Origin of the sequence: Chryseobacterium sp. sg2396 (assembly GCF_042610505.1) — a bacterium.
Lineage (GTDB): Bacteria > Bacteroidota > Bacteroidia > Flavobacteriales > Weeksellaceae > Chryseobacterium.
Map to the genome: position 1 here is coordinate 47308 of NZ_JBHGAQ010000014.1, position 18854 is coordinate 66161.

General features: G+C 41.4%; 17 protein-coding genes. 11 read left to right on the forward strand and 6 right to left on the reverse strand.

What is annotated here, in order from left to right:
• Positions 1-5 precede the first annotated feature (5 nt).
• The 8 genes from ACED20_RS14845 (at position 6) to ACED20_RS14880 (ending at position 8615) form a co-directional block, all read left to right on the forward strand.
• Positions 6-1421, forward strand: a complete 1416-nt coding sequence (locus tag ACED20_RS14845; RefSeq protein WP_378105437.1) for a M17 family metallopeptidase — start codon at positions 6-8, stop codon at positions 1419-1421.
• A 140-nt stretch (positions 1422-1561) separates the two neighbouring features.
• Positions 1562-2773 (forward strand): acetyl-CoA carboxylase biotin carboxylase subunit family protein, encoded by a 1212-nt coding sequence (locus tag ACED20_RS14850; protein ID WP_294230964.1) that lies wholly within the window; start codon positions 1562-1564, stop codon positions 2771-2773.
• A 190-nt stretch (positions 2774-2963) separates the two neighbouring features.
• Positions 2964-3677, forward strand: coding sequence for an alpha/beta hydrolase-fold protein (locus ACED20_RS14855; protein WP_294230966.1), 714 nt, complete (start codon positions 2964-2966; stop codon positions 3675-3677).
• 240 nt (positions 3678-3917) lie between these two features.
• The gene (locus ACED20_RS14860; protein ID WP_294201800.1) at positions 3918-4871 is read left to right on the forward strand and encodes a RimK family alpha-L-glutamate ligase; all 954 of its coding nucleotides are present in this window, start codon (positions 3918-3920) and stop codon (positions 4869-4871) included.
• A 25-nt stretch (positions 4872-4896) separates the two neighbouring features.
• Complete coding sequence (locus ACED20_RS14865; protein ID WP_294201799.1) at positions 4897-6015, forward strand: carboxylate-amine ligase; 1119 nt, start codon at positions 4897-4899, stop codon at positions 6013-6015.
• 32 nt (positions 6016-6047) lie between these two features.
• The gene (locus tag ACED20_RS14870; RefSeq protein WP_294311307.1) at positions 6048-6881 is read left to right on the forward strand and encodes a type 1 glutamine amidotransferase; all 834 of its coding nucleotides are present in this window, start codon (positions 6048-6050) and stop codon (positions 6879-6881) included.
• Positions 6882-6954: 73 nt separating this feature from the next.
• Complete coding sequence (locus tag ACED20_RS14875) at positions 6955-8139, forward strand: hypothetical protein (RefSeq protein WP_294316006.1); 1185 nt, start codon at positions 6955-6957, stop codon at positions 8137-8139.
• A 17-nt stretch (positions 8140-8156) separates the two neighbouring features.
• Positions 8157-8615, forward strand: coding sequence for a hypothetical protein (locus ACED20_RS14880; RefSeq protein ID WP_294201796.1), 459 nt, complete (start codon positions 8157-8159; stop codon positions 8613-8615).
• A 272-nt stretch (positions 8616-8887) separates the two neighbouring features.
• Here the strand turns inward: ACED20_RS14880 and ACED20_RS14885 are convergent, their stop codons facing one another.
• Together ACED20_RS14885 and cphA are read right to left on the reverse strand one after the other, a co-directional pair.
• On the reverse strand, positions 8888-9637 hold the full coding sequence (locus tag ACED20_RS14885; protein WP_378105445.1) for a hypothetical protein: 750 nt from the start codon (positions 9635-9637) through the stop codon (positions 8888-8890).
• Positions 9638-9712: 75 nt separating this feature from the next.
• Positions 9713-12340 (reverse strand): cyanophycin synthetase, encoded by a 2628-nt coding sequence (cphA, locus tag ACED20_RS14890; protein WP_294230973.1) that lies wholly within the window; start codon positions 12338-12340, stop codon positions 9713-9715.
• A 197-nt stretch (positions 12341-12537) separates the two neighbouring features.
• On the opposite strand from cphA, the gene ACED20_RS14895 reads away from it, so the two are divergent.
• The 3 genes from ACED20_RS14895 to ACED20_RS14905 all read left to right on the forward strand — a co-directional run bounded on the left by ACED20_RS14895 (position 12538) and on the right by ACED20_RS14905 (position 14736).
• Entirely contained in the window at positions 12538-13428 is an 891-nt protein-coding gene (locus ACED20_RS14895; protein WP_294201791.1) for a cyanophycinase, read from the forward strand.
• A gap of 97 nt (positions 13429-13525) precedes the next feature.
• Positions 13526-14368 carry an isoaspartyl peptidase/L-asparaginase gene (locus ACED20_RS14900; RefSeq protein WP_294201789.1) on the forward strand — a complete coding sequence of 281 codons (843 nt, stop codon included), beginning with the start codon at positions 13526-13528 and terminating at the stop codon, positions 14366-14368.
• A gap of 98 nt (positions 14369-14466) precedes the next feature.
• Positions 14467-14736 (forward strand): YtxH domain-containing protein, encoded by a 270-nt coding sequence (locus tag ACED20_RS14905; RefSeq protein WP_294201788.1) that lies wholly within the window; start codon positions 14467-14469, stop codon positions 14734-14736.
• A 52-nt stretch (positions 14737-14788) separates the two neighbouring features.
• Here ACED20_RS14905 and ACED20_RS14910 read toward each other — a convergent pair whose 3' ends face one another.
• From ACED20_RS14910 to hisS, 4 genes are all read right to left on the reverse strand, one after another.
• On the reverse strand, positions 14789-15586 hold the full coding sequence (locus tag ACED20_RS14910) for a class I SAM-dependent methyltransferase (protein WP_378105450.1): 798 nt from the start codon (positions 15584-15586) through the stop codon (positions 14789-14791).
• Between the two features lie 32 nt (positions 15587-15618).
• Positions 15619-16545, reverse strand: coding sequence for a PH domain-containing protein (locus ACED20_RS14915; RefSeq protein WP_295212384.1), 927 nt, complete (start codon positions 16543-16545; stop codon positions 15619-15621).
• 292 nt (positions 16546-16837) lie between these two features.
• Positions 16838-17479, reverse strand: a complete 642-nt coding sequence (locus ACED20_RS14920) for a GNAT family N-acetyltransferase (protein WP_294263716.1) — start codon at positions 17477-17479, stop codon at positions 16838-16840.
• Entirely contained in the window at positions 17479-18849 is a 1371-nt protein-coding gene (hisS, locus tag ACED20_RS14925; protein ID WP_378105454.1) for a histidine--tRNA ligase, read from the reverse strand. The genes ACED20_RS14920 and hisS overlap by 1 nt, the downstream gene beginning before the upstream one ends.
• Between the last annotated feature and the right edge of the window lie 5 nt (positions 18850-18854).

An 18854-nucleotide genomic window follows, 5' to 3' on the forward strand; every position in this document is an offset into this window, starting at 1 on the left:
TAATTATGAAACTAATCAACAAAAAAAATAAAAATTACACCCAGGTATTCCATCTTTTTACGGAAGAAGAATGGGTGAAATCCGGAAAAAATTTCCATAAGAATATTTCCACTTTTTTCACCGGAAAAAAGTATGAAGTATTTATCAATGTACATGAAGAAGGTACTGCATATTTTATCGGACTCGGAAAATCTGGACTGCAGGATTTTGAAGTTCAGCAGGTCGCGGTGAAGTTTTCCCAGACCTACCAAGAGAAAATACAGCCGCTCCCAACCCTGCTGCTGGCGGATTTTATGACCGAAAAACAGTTTGAAGAATTTGTAAAGGGACTGCTGACCGGAACCTACCGCTACCCTTTTGAAAAAACGCATGCTTTCTGGAGTCCGAGATTTGAGCTGCATTTTGAAAATTTAAGCCAGAAAAAACTGGATCATATCGCTAGAAAGACAGAAGCAATAAGTGACGGGCAGACGGCCTGCCAGGAATGGCTGAACAAACCGGCCAATCTCAAAAAACCGGATACTTTCAGCTTATATCTAAAAAATTTAGCAAAAAAATACGATTTAAAGTACACGGTTTTTAACAGGAAGAAATGCGAAGAACTTGGCTTAGGGGCTTATCTCTCCGTAAACCAGGGAAGCGCGTATGATGCAGCCTTTACTATACTTGAGTACAAAACTTCCGCTAAAAATGCAAAAACTTTCGGACTTGTCGGTAAATGTGTGCTGTTTGATACCGGCGGAATCTCCCTGAAAAATCCGGACAATATGCACTATATGAAGTCTGATATGGGCGGCGCGACGGCGGTGTTGGGAACATTGATCTACGCTGCCGAAATGCAGCTTCCGGTAAATATTATCGCCATTTTGCCGATTACCGACAATGCGATCTCCGAGAAAGCTTTTCTTCCGAGCGATGTGATTACCGCCTACAACGGAAAAACCATAGAAGTTCTGAATACGGATGCGGAAGGCCGAATGATTCTGGCAGACGGGCTTTCGTACATGGCTAAAAACTTTAAGACCGATTTCCTGATCGATCTTGCTACTTTAACGGGAAGTTCGGTGCGGATGTTCGGCGATACCTGTGGAGCCCTGTTTTCCAACAATGAAGAGCTGAAAAACCTTCTGCTGAAAACCGGCGACAAAACCAACCAAAGGCTCTGGAATTTACCGCTTTGGGACATATGGAAAGACGACATCCGGTCTGATGTAGCCGACCTGAAAAACATTTCGATGAAGCCGATCGGTGATTGTATCGTAGCCGCTAAATTCCTGGAGCAGTTCATTGAAAACCATCCGAAGTGGGCGCATCTTGATATTGCAGGGGTTGCTTTCGGAAATGTAGGTTATGCTAAAGAAAAAGCAGCAACCGGATTCGGCGTGCAATTGCTGGCAGATTTAATCGAAAATTATCACTAAAAATTAGTTTATTAAAAAAATTCTCTGTATAATTGATATAGTATTCTCAAAAATATATGATATTTTCATTTTTAACATTTAATAATTAATAGAAAATCATTTTTATTTTTGAAAATCCACTAAAAAACTAAAAACATTATATGGAAGAGAAAACGATAGTGTGCATTTCGTGCTATTACAAAGGTTACGATTTCATGGATGAAATGAAAAAACTCGGTAATAAAGTCATCCTGGTAACATCGGAAAACCTTAAGGAAAAAAACTGGCCCTGGCATGCCATCGACGAAGTCTTTTACATGCCTGAAATTAAACCTTCCGTATGGAATCTCGACCATCTGATCCAGGGATTTTCCCATCTTATGCAGACCCGGAAAGTCCATGCCGTGATTGCGCTGGATGATTATGATGTGGAAAAAGCCGCCCTGATCCGCGAGACATTCAGGATTCCCGGGATGGGCCAGACGACCCACCGCTATTTCAGGGACAAACTGGCGATGCGCCAGAAGGCCAAAGACTCCGGTATTCATGTTCCTGAATTTACCGCGGTTTTCAACAATGATGAGGTAAATGCTTTTGCCGATACGGTTCCTGCGCCCTGGGTGCTGAAACCGCGGTCGGAAGCTTCTGCCTCGGGAATCAAAAAACTAACTTCCAGAGATGAACTCTGGGAGGCCCTCAATAATCTCGGAGAGGAGCGCCACCTCTTTCTTTTGGAAAGCTTTAAGCCCGGCGATGTTTATCATGTGGACAGCCTTACCTTCAATAAAGAAATCGTTTTTACCTCCGCTTCAAAATACCTCGCTCCGCCGATGCAGGTCTCACATGAAGGCGGCGTTTTCAGAACCAAAACTCTGGGGCGTTATTCGGATGAATTTCTGGCGCTGGAAAAAGCCAATGCCAAAGTCCTTTCCAATTTCGGACTGATGAACGGCGCTACCCATACCGAATTTATCAGAAGCCGGGAAAACGGTAAATATTACTTTCTCGAGACATCATCCAGAGTAGGCGGCGCACATATCCCCGATCTTGTAGAAGCTTCCAGCAACATCAATATCTGGAGAGAATGGGCGAAAATAGAAGATGCGTTATTGCGGGAAAAAGAGTATAACATTTCAAAGCCAACAGGGTATTATTCCGGGCTGATCGTAGCATTGATTAAAGATCAGACGCCCGATTACAGTGCTTTTGAATGCGAAGAAGCCGTACGATTCTTGCCGATTGATTATCATGTAGGCATTGTTTACAAATCAAAAGATGCAGATACCGTACAGGAAAGACTGGACACGGCTGCTGAAAAAATTCAGGCCGAAATGCTCAATATACTCCCTCCAAAAGGAAAACCGACTTCATAAATTCTGAAATCAGAAAATTACAAGTAACGAAATCATTGATTTTATAAAATTAATTTAACCTGAATACTCTTTAAAAACAATCGTAAGGATTTCAGAAACAGTAAGTCGGATTGAAATGTAAGAACTTTCTTTCAGAGTTGAATTTATTAATTTTATATAAATCAGCAATCCATTTAATTCAAATCGTAAAATGCCGAAAATAGAACATACCGATTATTATTCACATATTTTAGGAACCAGCCTTAAAGTGGAGGTTACAGGACATTACGGATATCCGATCATCATGTTCCCGACTTCACAGGGACTGTATACCCAAAACCACGATTTTAACCTGAACGGAAGCATCAATTGGTTTATCGAACAGGGAAAAGTCAAACTATACAACATTCAGACGATCGACAGCTGGAGCTTTTACGACGAAAGCATTCCACCACAGCAGAGAATCAGGAATTATGAAAAATATGTACAGTTTCTTATTAAGGAATTCGTACCTTATATTCAGAAACTCCATAACACCCACCGCGTGGCCGTAGCCGGAGCAAGTTTCGGAGGCTATCATGCGGCTAATTTCGCCTTCCGGTTTCCGGATGTCGTGTCGCATTTATTCTGCTTATCAGGAGCTTTCAGCATCAGGAATTTTATGGACGGCTATTCCGATGATTTGGTCTACTTCAACTGCCCGAGGGAATTTGTACGCAATGACGAGGCCTGGAAATACAAGCACATGCACATCATCCTGAGTACTTCCGACCAGGATATTTGCAGGGATAAAAACGTTGAAATGGCAGAAATCCTGTCTTCCAAAGGAATCGATTTCTGGTATGACGAAAGAAAATGGATCAACCACGACTGGCCGCTCTGGAGGATGGTTTTCCCGACTTTCATCGGGGCGTTTTTCTCTTAAGAACTTCTGATATAGAGCGTGATTGATTTTAACGTAAAGTCCACAAAGATTTTTTTACTACTAACTTTTTTTAAGTTCGCAAAGGCGTTCTACTCAGCTAAGATCGCAAATATCAAATGATATGATCAGTTAGAAATATTTTATGAGAAATAAACAACCTCACGGTTAAATTCAAATCAATATCAAACATATTTTAATTAATTTAATAATAAATTATACAAAACATTAAAAAAATACATTATGGCTAAAAAAGTAGGAATCCTGTTCGGGATGGAAGACACATTCCCATGGGCATTTATCGATAAAGTGAATGAATTGGGAAAAGGGGAAATTATTGCCGAGCCGGTAAACATTGATAAGCTGGAACAGGGTGCCGATTACGGATATGCAGTGATCATCGACAGAATTTCTCAGGATGTTCCTTTTTATCGCGCCTACCTGAAAAATGCGGCCCTGAACGGAACGTATGTCATCAACAACCCTTTCTGGTGGAGTGCCGATGAAAAGTTTTTCAATAATGCATTAATGACAAAACTTGGAATCCCTCTTCCGAAAACAGTCCTGCTTCCTTCCCACGAAAGGCCGACCAATACTTCGGAAACGTCTTTCAGAAACCTGAAATTCCCTCACGATTGGGAATATATTTTTGACTACGTCGGTTTTCCGGCTTATATGAAACCTCACGACGGCGGAGGATGGAGAAACGTTTACCGCGTTGACAGTCCGGAAGACCTTTGGGCAAAATTGGGAGAAACGGAACAGCTGGTAATGATGGTGCAGGAAGAAATTATTTTCGATGACTATTACCGCGTGTACTGCCTGGGCCAGAAATACGTCCACATCATGCCGTACGAACCGAGAAACGCTCCGCACCTGAGATATGAGACAACGCATAAAACCGAAGGCAAAGAACTGGAAAAGCTGCTGAAGACGATTCACGATTATACCATCAAAATGAACAAAGCCCTGGGCTACGATTTTAATACCGTGGAATTTGCCGTACGCGACGGCATCCCGTATGCGATCGATTTCTGCAACCCGGCTCCGGATGCTGACAGAAACTCGGTGGGCGAAGAAAATTTTGCATGGATCGTAGAGCACGCTGCGAAATTAGCCGTTGAAAAAGCAAAAGAATATGTACCCGGAAAACCGAATATCTCCTGGGGAACTTTTGTAAAAGATTCTGTAAAATAAGAACCTCTAAAAAACACGAAAAAAAATGCATCAGTTTACTATCGGAATCGAAGAAGAATATCAGATCATTGATGTTGAGAGCAGAGACCTGATCTCTCATGTTTCGAAAATTATCGAAGGCGGAAAAGCGGTTTTAAGTGAGAATTTAAAACACGAAATGCACGAATCCATGATCGAGATGGAAACGGGCATCTGCCAGAACATTCAGGAGGCGAAAGCAGAGCTTACCAACCTGAGAAGACACCTTATCAAGACAGCCCACGAACAGGGGCTTCGGGTTTCCGGCGGCGGGACGCATCCATTCTCCAATTGGGAACACAACACCATTACGAACGGGGAACGCTACAACAAGATCGTAGACGATATGGGCGACGTGGCACGGGGTAACCTGATATTCGGGCTGCACGTCCACATCGGCATCCCAAACCGGGAAGAAGGGGTAAGAATCCAGAATGTGATGCGGTATTTCCTTCCGCATGTTTACGCTTTGTCTACCAATTCCCCTTTCTGGATCGGGAGAAATACAGGATTTAAATCGTACCGCCAGGAAATTTTTGTGAAATTCCCAAGGACCGGGATTCCGAGCTTTTTCAATTCCCTGGCGGAATTTGACAGCTATGTTGATCTGTTGGTGAAAACAGGTACCATCGATAATGCCAAGAAAATATGGTGGGACCTCCGGGTGCACCCGTTCTACCCTACCATCGAGTTCAGGATCTGCGATATGCCTTTACGCATCGATGAAACCGTTTGCCTGGCTGCCATTATGCAGGCACTGGTGGCTAAAATCTACAAACTTCATCAGCAGAATTTAAGCTTCAGAAGCTATCGGAGGCTTCTGCTGAATGAAAATAAATGGAGGGCCTCCAAAAGCGGCATCGATGCCCATCTGATCGATTTCGGAAAAGAAGAATCGGTTCCGTATCCTGATTTATTGAAGGAACTGCTTGAATTTATCGACGATGTCGTAGACGATCTGGGATGCCGCAAAGAAGTGGAATACGCCTGGACGATCCTGGAAAACGGAACCGGCGCAGACCGCCAGCTTAAAGTCTTTCATGAAACCGGCGACCTTACCAAAGTGGTTGACTACATGATCTCCGAAACGGAATACGGAATCACCCACAGCGAAATGGCTTTATAATATTTCGGTAACTTTGCAAAAAATTAGGTCGTATGAAGAATATTCGAATGGCTCTGCTGGACATGAATAACAATCAGGTGAACCAGGGGTTTAAAAATATCAGGGAAATCTCCGAAGCCTTTCAGCAAAGCACAGAAGAAGTTGTAAATATTGAAACATTTGATGTAAGGTTTAAAAATGAAATGCCTGACATAGAGGATTTCGACATCTTTATCTCATCAGGCGGGCCGGGCGATCCGCACCGGGAAGGCCTGGAATGGGAAGATAAATTTGCAGCTTTGCTGGACGGTATTTTTGAATATAACCGATCGAATGACCGTAAAAAGTACCTGTTCCTGATCTGCCATTCTTTCCAGCTGGCCAGCATCCACTGGAAACTCGGAACCATCAACAAAAGAAAATCCTATTCTTTTGGGGTGATGCCGGTGCATAAAACGGAAGAAGGCGAACGTGAATTTTTGCTTAAAAATCTGCCGGATCCTTTCTATGCGGTAGATTCAAGGGCATTCCAGTTTATCGAGCCGGATTTTCACCGTTTTGAGGAGCTGGGAATGCATATCGTAGCCATCGAGAAATTCCGGCCGCACATCAATCTGGAAAGGGCCGTAATGGCCGTACGCTTTTCGGATGAGATTTTCGGGACCCAGTTTCATCCTGAAGCCAATCCTGCGGGAATGATCGAAAACCTGAAGGTTGAAAAAAACAAAGAAGCCATGATTGAAAATTTCGGCATGGAAAAATACCTGGAAACCATTGACCGCATTGACGATGAGGATAAAATTATTTTAACCCAGGCCCAGATTCTGCCGGGATTTCTGGACCATGCAAGAAAGAATATACTGAAGCAAGCAGATTCGATGGCGTAACGGCAAAAATATTTAACAGGCAAAAATCGGGTATCTTCTGTCCGATTTTTTACATCACAAAAAGAAAAAGAACATGATCCCAACCTACAGAAAACAGTTCAACCGCGAATTTTCACCGGAAAAATATGCTCAGCTGAAAGAAATCCTGAAAGAGAAAAGTGGCGTTGAACCATCATTCCGGATTTCCGAAAGCCCGATGTTCCTGACCAAAAAATTTGAGACTCAACTTCTGGATGCGAGTGAAAGCATTATCGACCAGATCAAAGCCTTACCGCCTGAAACCTTGCAGAAAGCCATTCCGGAGAACTGCCGTGTACCGAACGATACCGACCAGCCCCATTTTTTCACCATCGATTTTGGGATCTGCAGAGGTGCAAATGGCGAGATCGAACCCCAGTTGATCGAGCTTCAGGCCTTCCCTTCGCTCTATGCTTTCCAGAGAATTTTTGAGGATACTTTTTGTGAAATTTATCCATTCCTTTCAGAAATCAGGAATAAAATGCCGGATGAGACCTTTAAAAATTATTTAAAAGAACTGATTGTCGGTAACGAAGATCCCGAAAATGTCATTCTTCTGGAAATTTTTCCCGAAAAGCAGAAAACGGCAATCGATTTTGTATTGACGGAAAAGTTGCTGGGCATCAAAACGGTTTGCCTCACCAAAATAAAAAAAGACGGTAAAAAATTATTCTATGACAACAATGGCAGGTTAACGGAGATCAAAAGGATTTACAACCGTGTCATTTTCGATGAACTTGACAAGATTCCGAATCTGAATACCGAATTTGATTTCCGTGAAGACGTTGATGTCACCTGGGTAACGCATCCGAACTGGTTTTTCAAGATTTCCAAATTCCTCCTTCCGCTTTTACAGCATCAGTTTGTTCCGAAAAGCTATTTTCTGCACGAATTCCCGGAGGATGAAAACCTTGATAATTTTGTATTGAAGCCTTTGTTTTCTTTCGCCGGAAGCGGAGTAAATTTAAATCCGACAAAAGAGATCACAAAAGCTATTGAGGATAAGGAAAATTATATTTTACAACGGAAGGTACAGTACGAACCGATTTTTGAAGATATTCACGGCGATTTTTCGAAAGCGGAGATCAGATTATTGTATATTTGGCGCGAAAATGACGAGCGCCCCATCCTGCTGGAAAACCTTGGCCGGATGACCAAAGCGGCTATGGTAAACGTCGATTTCAATAAGAAAGATGCGATCTGGATAGGAAGCTCCAATGCCTTTTTTGCGGAAGAATAATTTAAAACTGATATACAATGGAAGAAAGCTCGGCTTTTCAGGAGTTTGAAACGAAAGGAAATTTTACAAGAAGAAGAAATTTATTGCCCCTGTGGATCAAAATATTTTTATGGTTCTTTTTCATCGGGGGTGCACTCTCCGTTATTTTTTTAATCATCGGGCCATTTATGGACCATATCAATTTATCGCTCTATGGAATTACCGCTACTCATTCCTACACTTTACCGGGAATCATTACCACCTTGCTATTAATATTCAAAGGAGTTATTGCTTATGGGCTTTGGTTTGAACAGAAATGGGCCCCTCAGGCAGCGATTATTGATGCCATTATCGGTATTGCCGTCTGCATCATCATGATGGTGGTTATTCCGTTCACCGTTCCGAATATCAACTTTACAATAAGACTGGAATTGATTCCGCTGTATTTTTATCTGGTGAAAATGCGGGAAATAAAATTGACCTGGGAAAATCTTTAAATATGGAACCTCCGAAAATTCGGAGGTTTTTTTTAAGTTCATAAGACTTAAATACAATAAAAGGAATAAACCCCTTGAAATTAAAAAAAGTATTCTCTTATCAGTAGTGTCGGGCTTCAGCCCGATATAATGATGGTAGTTTGCAATTCGGCTTTAGCCAAAACCTATTATAATTTTGACAAAAGCCAGATCATCATATCTCACAAAGTAAATGGGCTAAAACTCATTTCTATTGATACTTCTATTTATTCTTAGATCGGACTCACGTTAATTCAGGACATCCAGTATCTGCTTAAGATATAATAACAGTTCTCATATTCAATAATAAAACAATCTTCATAAAATGACTCAAGCCTTTGAACCGAAGCAACTTCGTTTACAAAAAGAGCACTGATTAAACCTGAAAGCGTTTGGGCATAATCATCAGGCTTATCCATTGATCTCCCTCCCACTGTAAAAGCTTTTTTTATAAATGTTAAAAGTTGATCTTTATAATCAGTTATATCGATCGCTCCAGGCTCTTTTACCTTCTTTTCCAGCAGATCATCCAGCGAAATCCTTCTATAAAACTCCAGCTCCTCCCTGTAGGTATTGTCCCAAAACTGTTCGTACAGATGCTGATTGATAAATAGCAAAGCGGCTTCGATACGGCTTAATTTATTCTCTTCATTAAATATAGTTTTCTCGTAATCTACGGAAACCGGATACTTTTTATCTGCGAAATACCTGAAGTTTTCATAGGGATGGTTTATTTCCCAATAGTTGCTGAGATCCTTTCTCGAATTATTCATTTCACTTTCCAGATAAAATTCCCTACCGAAATTCAGATCATCCCTTCTTGTATAACCATCGGTAGTATCATCAATAATATCAAAATGTTTTAAAATCCCGTAACCGACAGCAAAATTATCATCAACGATAAGGTAAAACCTTGATTTATTTTTATGAAGACCAAATCCTATGACCAGATACTCCTCCAGATTTTTAAAATTTGGCAATTCTCTCTTACATCTTACCTTCATCTTTAATGCTCAATTATATTCAAAACTTCGGCGGCATCTTTGATGCCGCCGAAACTAATTTTGTATCATTACTTATTAAATCTTATCATCCTCAAGCAATTCCCTCGCCTGGTAATCCTGTACCAGATCGATAGCGTTGGAAATTACATCGCTTAAAGCGGTGATAAAAGTTCCTTCTTCGGCCATGCCCATGGCGTGTTTCAGGGCTTCGATTTCCTTTGGAATGATTTCGTAGCTGACATCCCTTCCGGAGGACTGCATTCCTTCGATGATCAGTCCGTTGATCTCATCTTCCGTTCTGCCACGAAGGTGCTTTTCATTGCGGATGATGATATGGTCGAACATTCGTCCGGCGATCTTTCCGCATTCCCGGATATCGCCGTCTCTTCGGTCGCCAACCCCTGAAATAATACCGATCTTCTTGGTCGCTTCCACATTTTTCAGATAGTCTTCGATCGCTTCATAGCCGGCCGGATTATGGGCAAAATCAATTAAAACCTTAAAGCTTTTGAATTTAAATACATTCAGTCGACCCGGGGTGAGCTGCGCGCTTGGAATAAATGTACGCAGGGAATTGGAAATATCTTCAATCCCGAAGCCGTGCAGGTACGATGCTAAACTTGCTGCCAGTACGTTTTCGATCATAAATTTGGCTTTGCCCTCCATCGTAATCGGAAAATCTTTCGCCTTTCCGATTCTTATTTTCCAATCACCTTTTTTGATGGTTACAAAACCTTCCTCATAAACACAGGTAATTTTTCCTTCCTTTGCAAATTTTCTGATGTGCGGATTGTTCTCATCCATGCTGAAAATCGCGATGTTGGAATGAAGGTCGTTGATGATCCGCATGGAATATTCATCATCGGCATTCATCACGCTCCATCCGTTTTTCTTTACACTGTCTAGGACTACCCTTTTTACCCGGGTCAGATCTTTCAGGTTATGAATGTCGTTCATTCCCAGATGGTCTTCCTTGATGTTGGTTAATACCCCGATGTCGCATTGGGAAAAGCCTAAGCCTGAACGTAAAATGCCGCCTCTGGCCGTTTCAAGAACCGCAAATTCTACCGTGGGATCTTTCAGGATGAATTCTGCGGAAAGAGGGCCTGTCGTATCGCCTTTCGTCAGCATGGTATTCTGAATGTAGATTCCGTCTGAAGTCGTGAAACCGACACGGTATCCATTGCTTTTAACAATATGGGAAATGAGTCTCGTAGTGGTTGTTTTACCATTAGTTCCTGTTACTGCAATGATCGGAATGGTAAACGGTTTTCCCTGCGGATACAGCATATCTACCACCGGAGCCGCCACGTTTCTCGGAAGCCCTTCGCTTGGTGCGAGGTGCATCCTGAATCCCGGAGCCGCATTCACTTCGATGATTGCGCCACCGCTTTCCTTTAGAGGCTGGGTTAAATTTTCCGCCATAATATCGATTCCGCAGACATCAAGGCCAATGATTTTGGAAATCCTTTCCGCCATTGTGATATTTTCGGGGTGAACCATATCGGTTACATCAATCGAAGTCCCTCCGGTTGAAAGATTGGCCGTTGATTTTAAATAGACGATCTCTCCCCTCTGAGGAACGGTTTCTAAAGTGTAATGCAGTTTTTCAAGAAGCTCGGTCGTATCTTTATCAATCAGAATTTCAGTTAAAACATTTTCGTGTCCGTATCCTCTTCTCGGGTCTTTATTTTCTTTGTCTATTAGCTGCTGAAGATTCAGTTCGCCGTCGCCCACCACATGTGCCGGAACCCTTCTTGCGGCCGCTACCATTTTATTATTAATCACCAATACCCTGAAATCATATCCGGTGATGTATTTTTCAACAATGACTTTATTGGAATATTTCTGGGCGTGCTGCAGACCTGTTTTAGCCGATTCCCAATCGGTTACATTAATGGAAGAACCTTTCCCGTGGTTTCCGTCCAGCGGCTTGATCACTACCGGATATCCTATTTTTCTTACTACGGTATCCAACCCTTCTTCATCGGTGATAAGGTCCCCGATCGGTACAGGAATCGCCGCATCATGCAGCATTCTTTTTGTTAACTCTTTATTACATGCAATATCGACGGCAATGGAACTGGTATTTCCGGTAATGGTTGCCTGGAAACGTTGCTGGTTTACGCCATATCCCAGCTGAACGAGAGAATTTGTTCCGAGACGGATCCACGGAATTCTGCGGGAAACCGCTTCTTCCACAATACTTCCGGTAGAAGGTCCCAGACGTACCCTTTCCCTGATTTCCTTTAATGTCTTGATACAGGCATTCATATCATACTCCTCTCCTTTAATCAATGCTTCGGCGATGGACACAGACTGCTCTGCCGCATAAATCCCGGCATTTTCTTCGATATAATTGAATACGACATTATAAACACCCGGCGTTTTTGTTTCACGGGTTCTCCCGAAACCGACATCCATTCCTGCAAGCGTCTGAATTTCCAGGGCGATATGTTCGATGACATGGCCCATCCATGTTCCCGTTTCCACACGGTGAAAAAAACCGCCTTCCGTACCTTCGGAACAACGGTGAGAGAATAAGGAAGGGATCAGCTTTTCGATCCTTTCCCGGAAACCTTCTATTTTATTGGTGGGAAAATTTTCCATTTCTTCAAGATCCAACCTCATCTGTATCAGCTTCTTCCTTCTGATACTCCAAATATTCGGGCCGCGCAATGCCTGTATCTTCTCAATTTTCATAGTCTATTTGCATTTTTAATAGTTAACAATAACTGCATTTAGTACCAAAGATAATGCAAAACCCCAAACGAAACTATACCACAATTAAACATTTGCAAAAAATAAATGAAAATTATCAATAAATATTAAATCCTCATTATTAATTTCAATACGAACGAATTTCTCTACCTATTAATAATTTTTTAACTTTGCAGCCTATGATTAAACCAGTTGGAAAATTAATTGTGATCGGGGGCGCTGTTAATAAAGGCAGTTTTGCAGAAACCGATTTTGATCAGAACATAGAAAAAAACCTTAATTTTTTTGAAAGGGGAATTCTCAGAAAAATCATCAATGAGTCTAAACGCAAGGAAGATTCGGTGATTGAAATCATTACAACCGCTTCCCAGATCCCGCAGATCGTAGGTTCTGAATATAAAAAAGCGTTTGAATTCCTGGGTGCCCGGAACGTAAATATTCTGGATATCCACAACCGTGACGAGGCCAACTCGGACGCGATCGTAGCCAGAGCCAATGCCGCTGATGTGGTGATGTTTACAGGTGGTGATCAGCTGAGACTGACGTCTATCCTTGGAGGAACAAGATTTCACGATACCATTTTATTAAAATACCAGGAGCAGGATTTTATCTATTCGGGTACGTCTGCAGGAGCGGCGGCAGCATCGGAAAATATGATCTATCAGGGAAGCAGCTCGGAATCTCTGCTGAAAGGGGAAATTAAAACAACGCAAGGCCTCGGTTTGATCGACAACGTAATTATTGACACGCATTTTGTACAAAGAGGAAGGATCGGAAGGCTTTTCCAGGCAGTGGTGAATAATCCCCGAACGCTGGGTATCGGTCTGGGTGAAGACACCGGACTTTTCATTCATAATGAAGTGATGACCGCCGTAGGTTCAGGACTTGTGATCTTAGTGGACGGAAGATTCATCAAAGATACCAATCTTACCAATATCAATCTTGGCGAACCTATTTCGATTGATAACTTGACGGTTCATGTCATGTCAATGAATGATCATTACGATTTAACGACAAAGACCCTGACAATCGAAAATTCGCAATTCAACCCGATTCCGCAGGATCGATAATAGTATGAATGATAATTAATGATCGATTGATCTAGGGAATATCAATAACATCGTCCGAAAATCAATGATCATCAGTCAATAACCAATCATAAATTATATGAAAATAATTATCCACGGGGGATTTTTCTCGGAAAGCGGACAGAGCCATGAAGTGAAAACCGCCAAACAGAATTCCCTGAAAAATATCGCACAAAAGGCTTTTGACTATCTACAGACGCATTCGGCATTCGATACGGCTGCTTATGCGGTATCGCTTTTGGAAGATGACGAATTGTACAATGCAGGAACCGGTTCCCAGATTCAGGGCGACGGTATTATCCGTATGAGTGCGGCGATCATCAACGGTGAAACCGAAAAGATGAGTGGGGTCATCAACATTGAAAATGTAAAAAACCCGATCCTGGTCGCCAAATCACTCATCGGAGAAGATGACCGCGTTTTAGGCGGAAGCGGAGCAAAAAATTACGCTACCGAGCACGGATTTGAAAACTACTCTACCGAAATTCCGCAACGGAGAAAAGAATACGAGGAGAAACTGAACAACGGAGGAAAAGGAACAGTAGGCTGCGTTGCCATCGATAAAGACGGCAAGCTGGCCGCCGCAACTTCCACGGGAGGGAAAGGTTTTGAAATCCCGGGACGAATTTCCGACTCTGCAACGGTAGCCGGAAATTACGCCAATTCTTTCTGTGCCGTAAGCTGCACCGGGGTAGGTGAGGATATTGTAAGCAATGCCACAGCAGCTAAAATTGTAACCCGTGTTACCGATGGAATGACCTTAGAAAATGCATTCACCAGAACTTTTGAAGAATTAAAAGCCATTGACGGCTTTGCCGGCGCCATTGCCATTGATAAAAAAGGAAACATCTTCCATCAGGACTCTCATCCTACCATGGTTTTTGCGAGTTTCGACGGCGAACAATTTAAAATCTTCCAATAATTTTAACATTATTTTATAAGTCGGCTTATTTTTTTGGCACGTATTTTACATGATTACTAACAACAAACTTTAATATTAACATTTAAAAAATAGAAATCATGGGAAATAAAACAAAAGGCTTATTAGCTTTAGTCGGTTTAGGTGCATTGGCATATTGGAAATACAAAAATTCTTCTGACGAAGAAAAGCAAATGGTAAAAGACAAGATCAATACCGCAAAGGACAACATCAACAAATGGGGTAATGATATCAAAGATAAGGCGAACAATGTAGCTTCTCAGGTAAAGGACAGAGCAAATGAAGTCGCTTCCCAAGCGCAGGACAAAGCTGATGAGGTTAGAAATAAAGCTCAGGAGGTAGTTAGCTGAAAAGAATAGATTATTTTAACATTCATATACAAAAAGTCATCGTAGTTTTTAATTACGATGACTTTTTTATAGCTTCAACAGCATAGACCAGCGGTATTTTATTTCCCAACTGCGGAATTCTCCATTTTCCTTTTTCAAATTCATTCACATGACGGAAACAAGGATAAGGAGACCAATCGAATTCTTTGAAATGTATGATTTGCATCTGATTCTGAATGAGATTCTGCAGAACATCAGCAAGCGAATGGTTCCACATCACGTATTCCTGAACGAGGTCTGCTGACTGATCGGCGTAAGTTCCTTCATAAATTTCAACGATGGGCTTTTCGTTAAAATAATTATACCGGATGCCTTGGAAATCGTCGTCGAACATCCATACAACCGGATGGAATTCCGCCATAATAAATTTTCCCCCGGGCCTTAAAAACAAGCTGATAATTTCAGCCCATTTTTTCAGATCGGGAAGCCATCCGATGGTTCCGTAGCTGGTAAATACGATATCGAATTTCCGGTCTAAGATATTAGGAAGCTTATATAAATCCGTACAGATAAATTCTGTGTCGGTTTGTGCTTTCCGGGCAAGATCTCTGGCAGCTTCGATCGCTTTATCAGACAAATCAATTCCAGTAACCTTTGCTCCCAATCTTGCTAAAGAAATGGAGTCTTGTCCGAAATGACACTGTAAATGCAGAATACTTTTATTTTGCACATTTCCCAAAAGTTCAAGTTCGATTGAATTTAAAGATGTTCGTCCCTTCAGAAATTCATCCACAAAATAAAAATCGGATTTCAGATGAGGTTCTACCTTGGCATTCCATGAGTTTCTGTTGATATCGAGATAATTTTCCATAGGTTCAGGTTTAAAAAATTAATCGGATAATGCTACAGCCTTTCCAGCAGTTTCTTTTTCTGTTCTGCAAATTCCTGTTCCGTAAGAATACCTAGTTCTTTCAATTTACCCAGTTTTTCCAATTGCTGAATGATAACTTCTGCCGGCTCCTTATTTTCACCGGATGAATTTTGAGGGATCGTTTCATAACTGCCTTTCTGATGATACGGTGATGCCTGATCCGGAAGATTATAAAGATTAAAAGGAGAAGCCTGAATTTGCTGTTGTTGTTGTTGTGAAACAGACTGACCCGTACTACCGTTCAGGTAATGGTTGAAAGCATTGCTGAAGTTTCTGCCGTCACTTTTATTATGAAGCTTAAATTCTGCTGAAGCACCGTTTTTAGAAATAATTCTCAGGGTTGAATACAATAGGCTTTCCACATGCTCAATCGAACGGATATGATGATACGGATATTCATCTACCTGCACATTTCCCAAAAGTTTTTTATCGATGAAAACCACTCTTTTATAGGTGGAAAAAATAAGTCCTTCTATTTTTCCGGGAATGGTTAATGCTTCTGCAATGGCAGTGAGTTTTTCATCCGTTTCTAAAATATTCACCAGTTCTTTTACTTCACCATTCGCCAAAATACTTAATCTCGCATTCAGGGCGACAATCTGATCCTGAATTTCATCAAACCTTGTAGGGATACCGCCAAATCCGAAGGTCGGTGCCCCGGTATTCTGAAAATTTGAAGATACGGGATTTTCAGAGACCCCAATTTTTCCCTGAAGAATAATTCCTCTGATCTCAGGAAGAAAAAACTCGTTGAGATTATTAATAACATCTTTATTGAGGGCGGCAGCCTGATTCAGACAGCTGTTGCATAGCAAATGGCCATCCGCCAGTTTATTTTCACCTGCTGCAGTATCCATTAAGGTTAATGGGTTACCACATAATCCGCAAATCGTATTCATAGATTATTTGTTTTTTTAGATTTGGTTAACTTTTGCATGTAAATTACAAAATTTCTATTTTACTAAATAAGATTCCGGTCAGATTGTATTTTAAATGATAATTAGAGATTGTTTAAATTTGATATGATAATTTTTTTTATAGACTTTACTTCTACTTAAATGTAGTTTCAAGTTTATTAGAAATCTTTAGATTCGACGTAGTAAAATCAGATTTACAAAGCGGGAAAATTAAAAAATTAATCCTATTTCCTAAATGGTAAAAATATTTAGAATTTAAACAGAATCTTAGATCTTATTCCGGGATCACTAAAGAACTGTACAGACAGTATATTTTCCAGCCTAAAGATTCATATAAAAGTTTTCCCAGTTCCGTAGCCACTAAGAAATTTTCTGAAATACCTTTTGATAAAGCAATGGATTCCAGCTCTTTTATTATGTGCGTGGCGAGGCCTTTGCGCCGATGATCCTGATGGGTTACAATCCTGTCGTAGACGGCAAGTCCGCCGACCAGGATCAGCCGGCCAACAGCAGCTTCTTCGTTATTCGCCGTGTAAATCGTCACTATAAAAGCATCCGGTCGTGGCTGAAATACTTCTATCAAATAGCCATCAGGAAGCGGGTCTTCACGAATGGTCATTTTTTCCTGACCATACATCATATAACCTTGCGGCTGTATCTCCCATCGTTCAGGAATCAGAGTCCTGAATTTCTCAAAAGGTTCGCAGACCTTCAGATAAACCCAAGACTCATGAATCGATTCCGAAAGCTGAATAAAATCCTCGTTTACTGTCGGAAATACATATCTGGCCTTTTGCAGTTCGTCGCTTACCTCAACTTTAAATCCGGATTTCCAGGCTTCCGGCAAAGGCTTTTCCCTGGATATGGACCAGCCTTTAAGCCATTTTTCAAGTAATTCTTCGGAAACCTGATGCATTATTTGCTTAAAAATTCTTCCAGCGAAACCGTCTTCTGTTCTCCTGCTTCAAGATTTTTATACGTTACCGTTACGTTTTTGATTTCTTCCTCACCGAGGAATACCAGGTTTTTGATGCCTTTCTTTTCGGCATAGGTGAACTGTTTTCCGATTTTGGCTGCTTCAGGATAGATCTCGGCAGAAATTCCTTGTTCCCTTAACTGTCGGATAAGCTTTAGAGCTTCCAAAATTTCATCTCCTCCGAAATTCGCAAACAGAAATTCCACTTTGGAGGTTGCTTCGTCCGGGAAAAGTCCAAGTTCTTCCATCACAAGGTAAATCCTGTCCAGACCGAAAGAGATCCCGATTCCCGGAATATTTTTCACCCCGAAAACCTCAGTAAGGTTATCGTATCTTCCGCCTCCGCCGATGGAACCCATCTGCACTTCATCCGCTTTTACCTCGAAAATTGCCCCGGTATAATAATCCAGACCTCTGGCTAAAGTAATGTCAAACCTGAGGTTCTGAATATCCACTCCAAGACTCAAAGATTGGGTAATAACGGTTTCCAGTTCTTCCACCCCTTTCAGTCCGGTTTCGTTTCCGGTAAATTTCTCTTTCAGCTGAAGAAGGTTTTCCAAAGCATCATCGGATTGCGTAAATAGGAAATCCAGCTTATCAATCGATTCCTGGGCAATTCCGCGTTCCAATAGTTCTTTTACTACCCCCTCTTTTCCGATTTTATCCAGCTTATCCAGCGCCACGGTAAAATCGATTAATTTATTGGTAATACCTGCATATTCCGCCAGTCCGGAAAGTATTTTCCGGTTGTTGATATGAATGGTTACCGAAACGCCAAGTTCGGCAAATGATTTCAGATACAGCTGAACCAAATCTACCTCCTGTAAAAGACTTTCGCTTCCTACAACATCGGCATCGCACTGGTAAAACTCTCTGAATCTCCCTTTCTGCGGACGGTCGGCCCTCCACACCGGCTGGATCTGGTAACGTTTAAAGGGAAAAGTAAGCTGATTATGATTCATCGCCACGAATCTTGCAAAAGGTACGGTAAGATCGTAACGGAGGGCTCTGTCCGTAAGGTTTTCTGAATTAAAAGGTTTATCTAATGCCTTTTGGAAGTCAGAAAGCATAATAAGTTTTTTGTCTTCTTTTGCTTCATTAATACTCGAATTTAAGATCTTAAAAATCAGTCGGTCTCCTTCTTCTCCGTATTTTCCCGTTAAAGTGGAAAGATTTTCAAAGCTTGGTGTTTCCAGCGGCTGGAATCCGAACAATTCAAAGTTCTTCTGTAATGTATTGATGATGTATCTTCTTCGGGAAACTTCCAATGCGGTAAAATCTCTCGTTCCTTTTGCTAAGCCTGGTTTCATTTTAT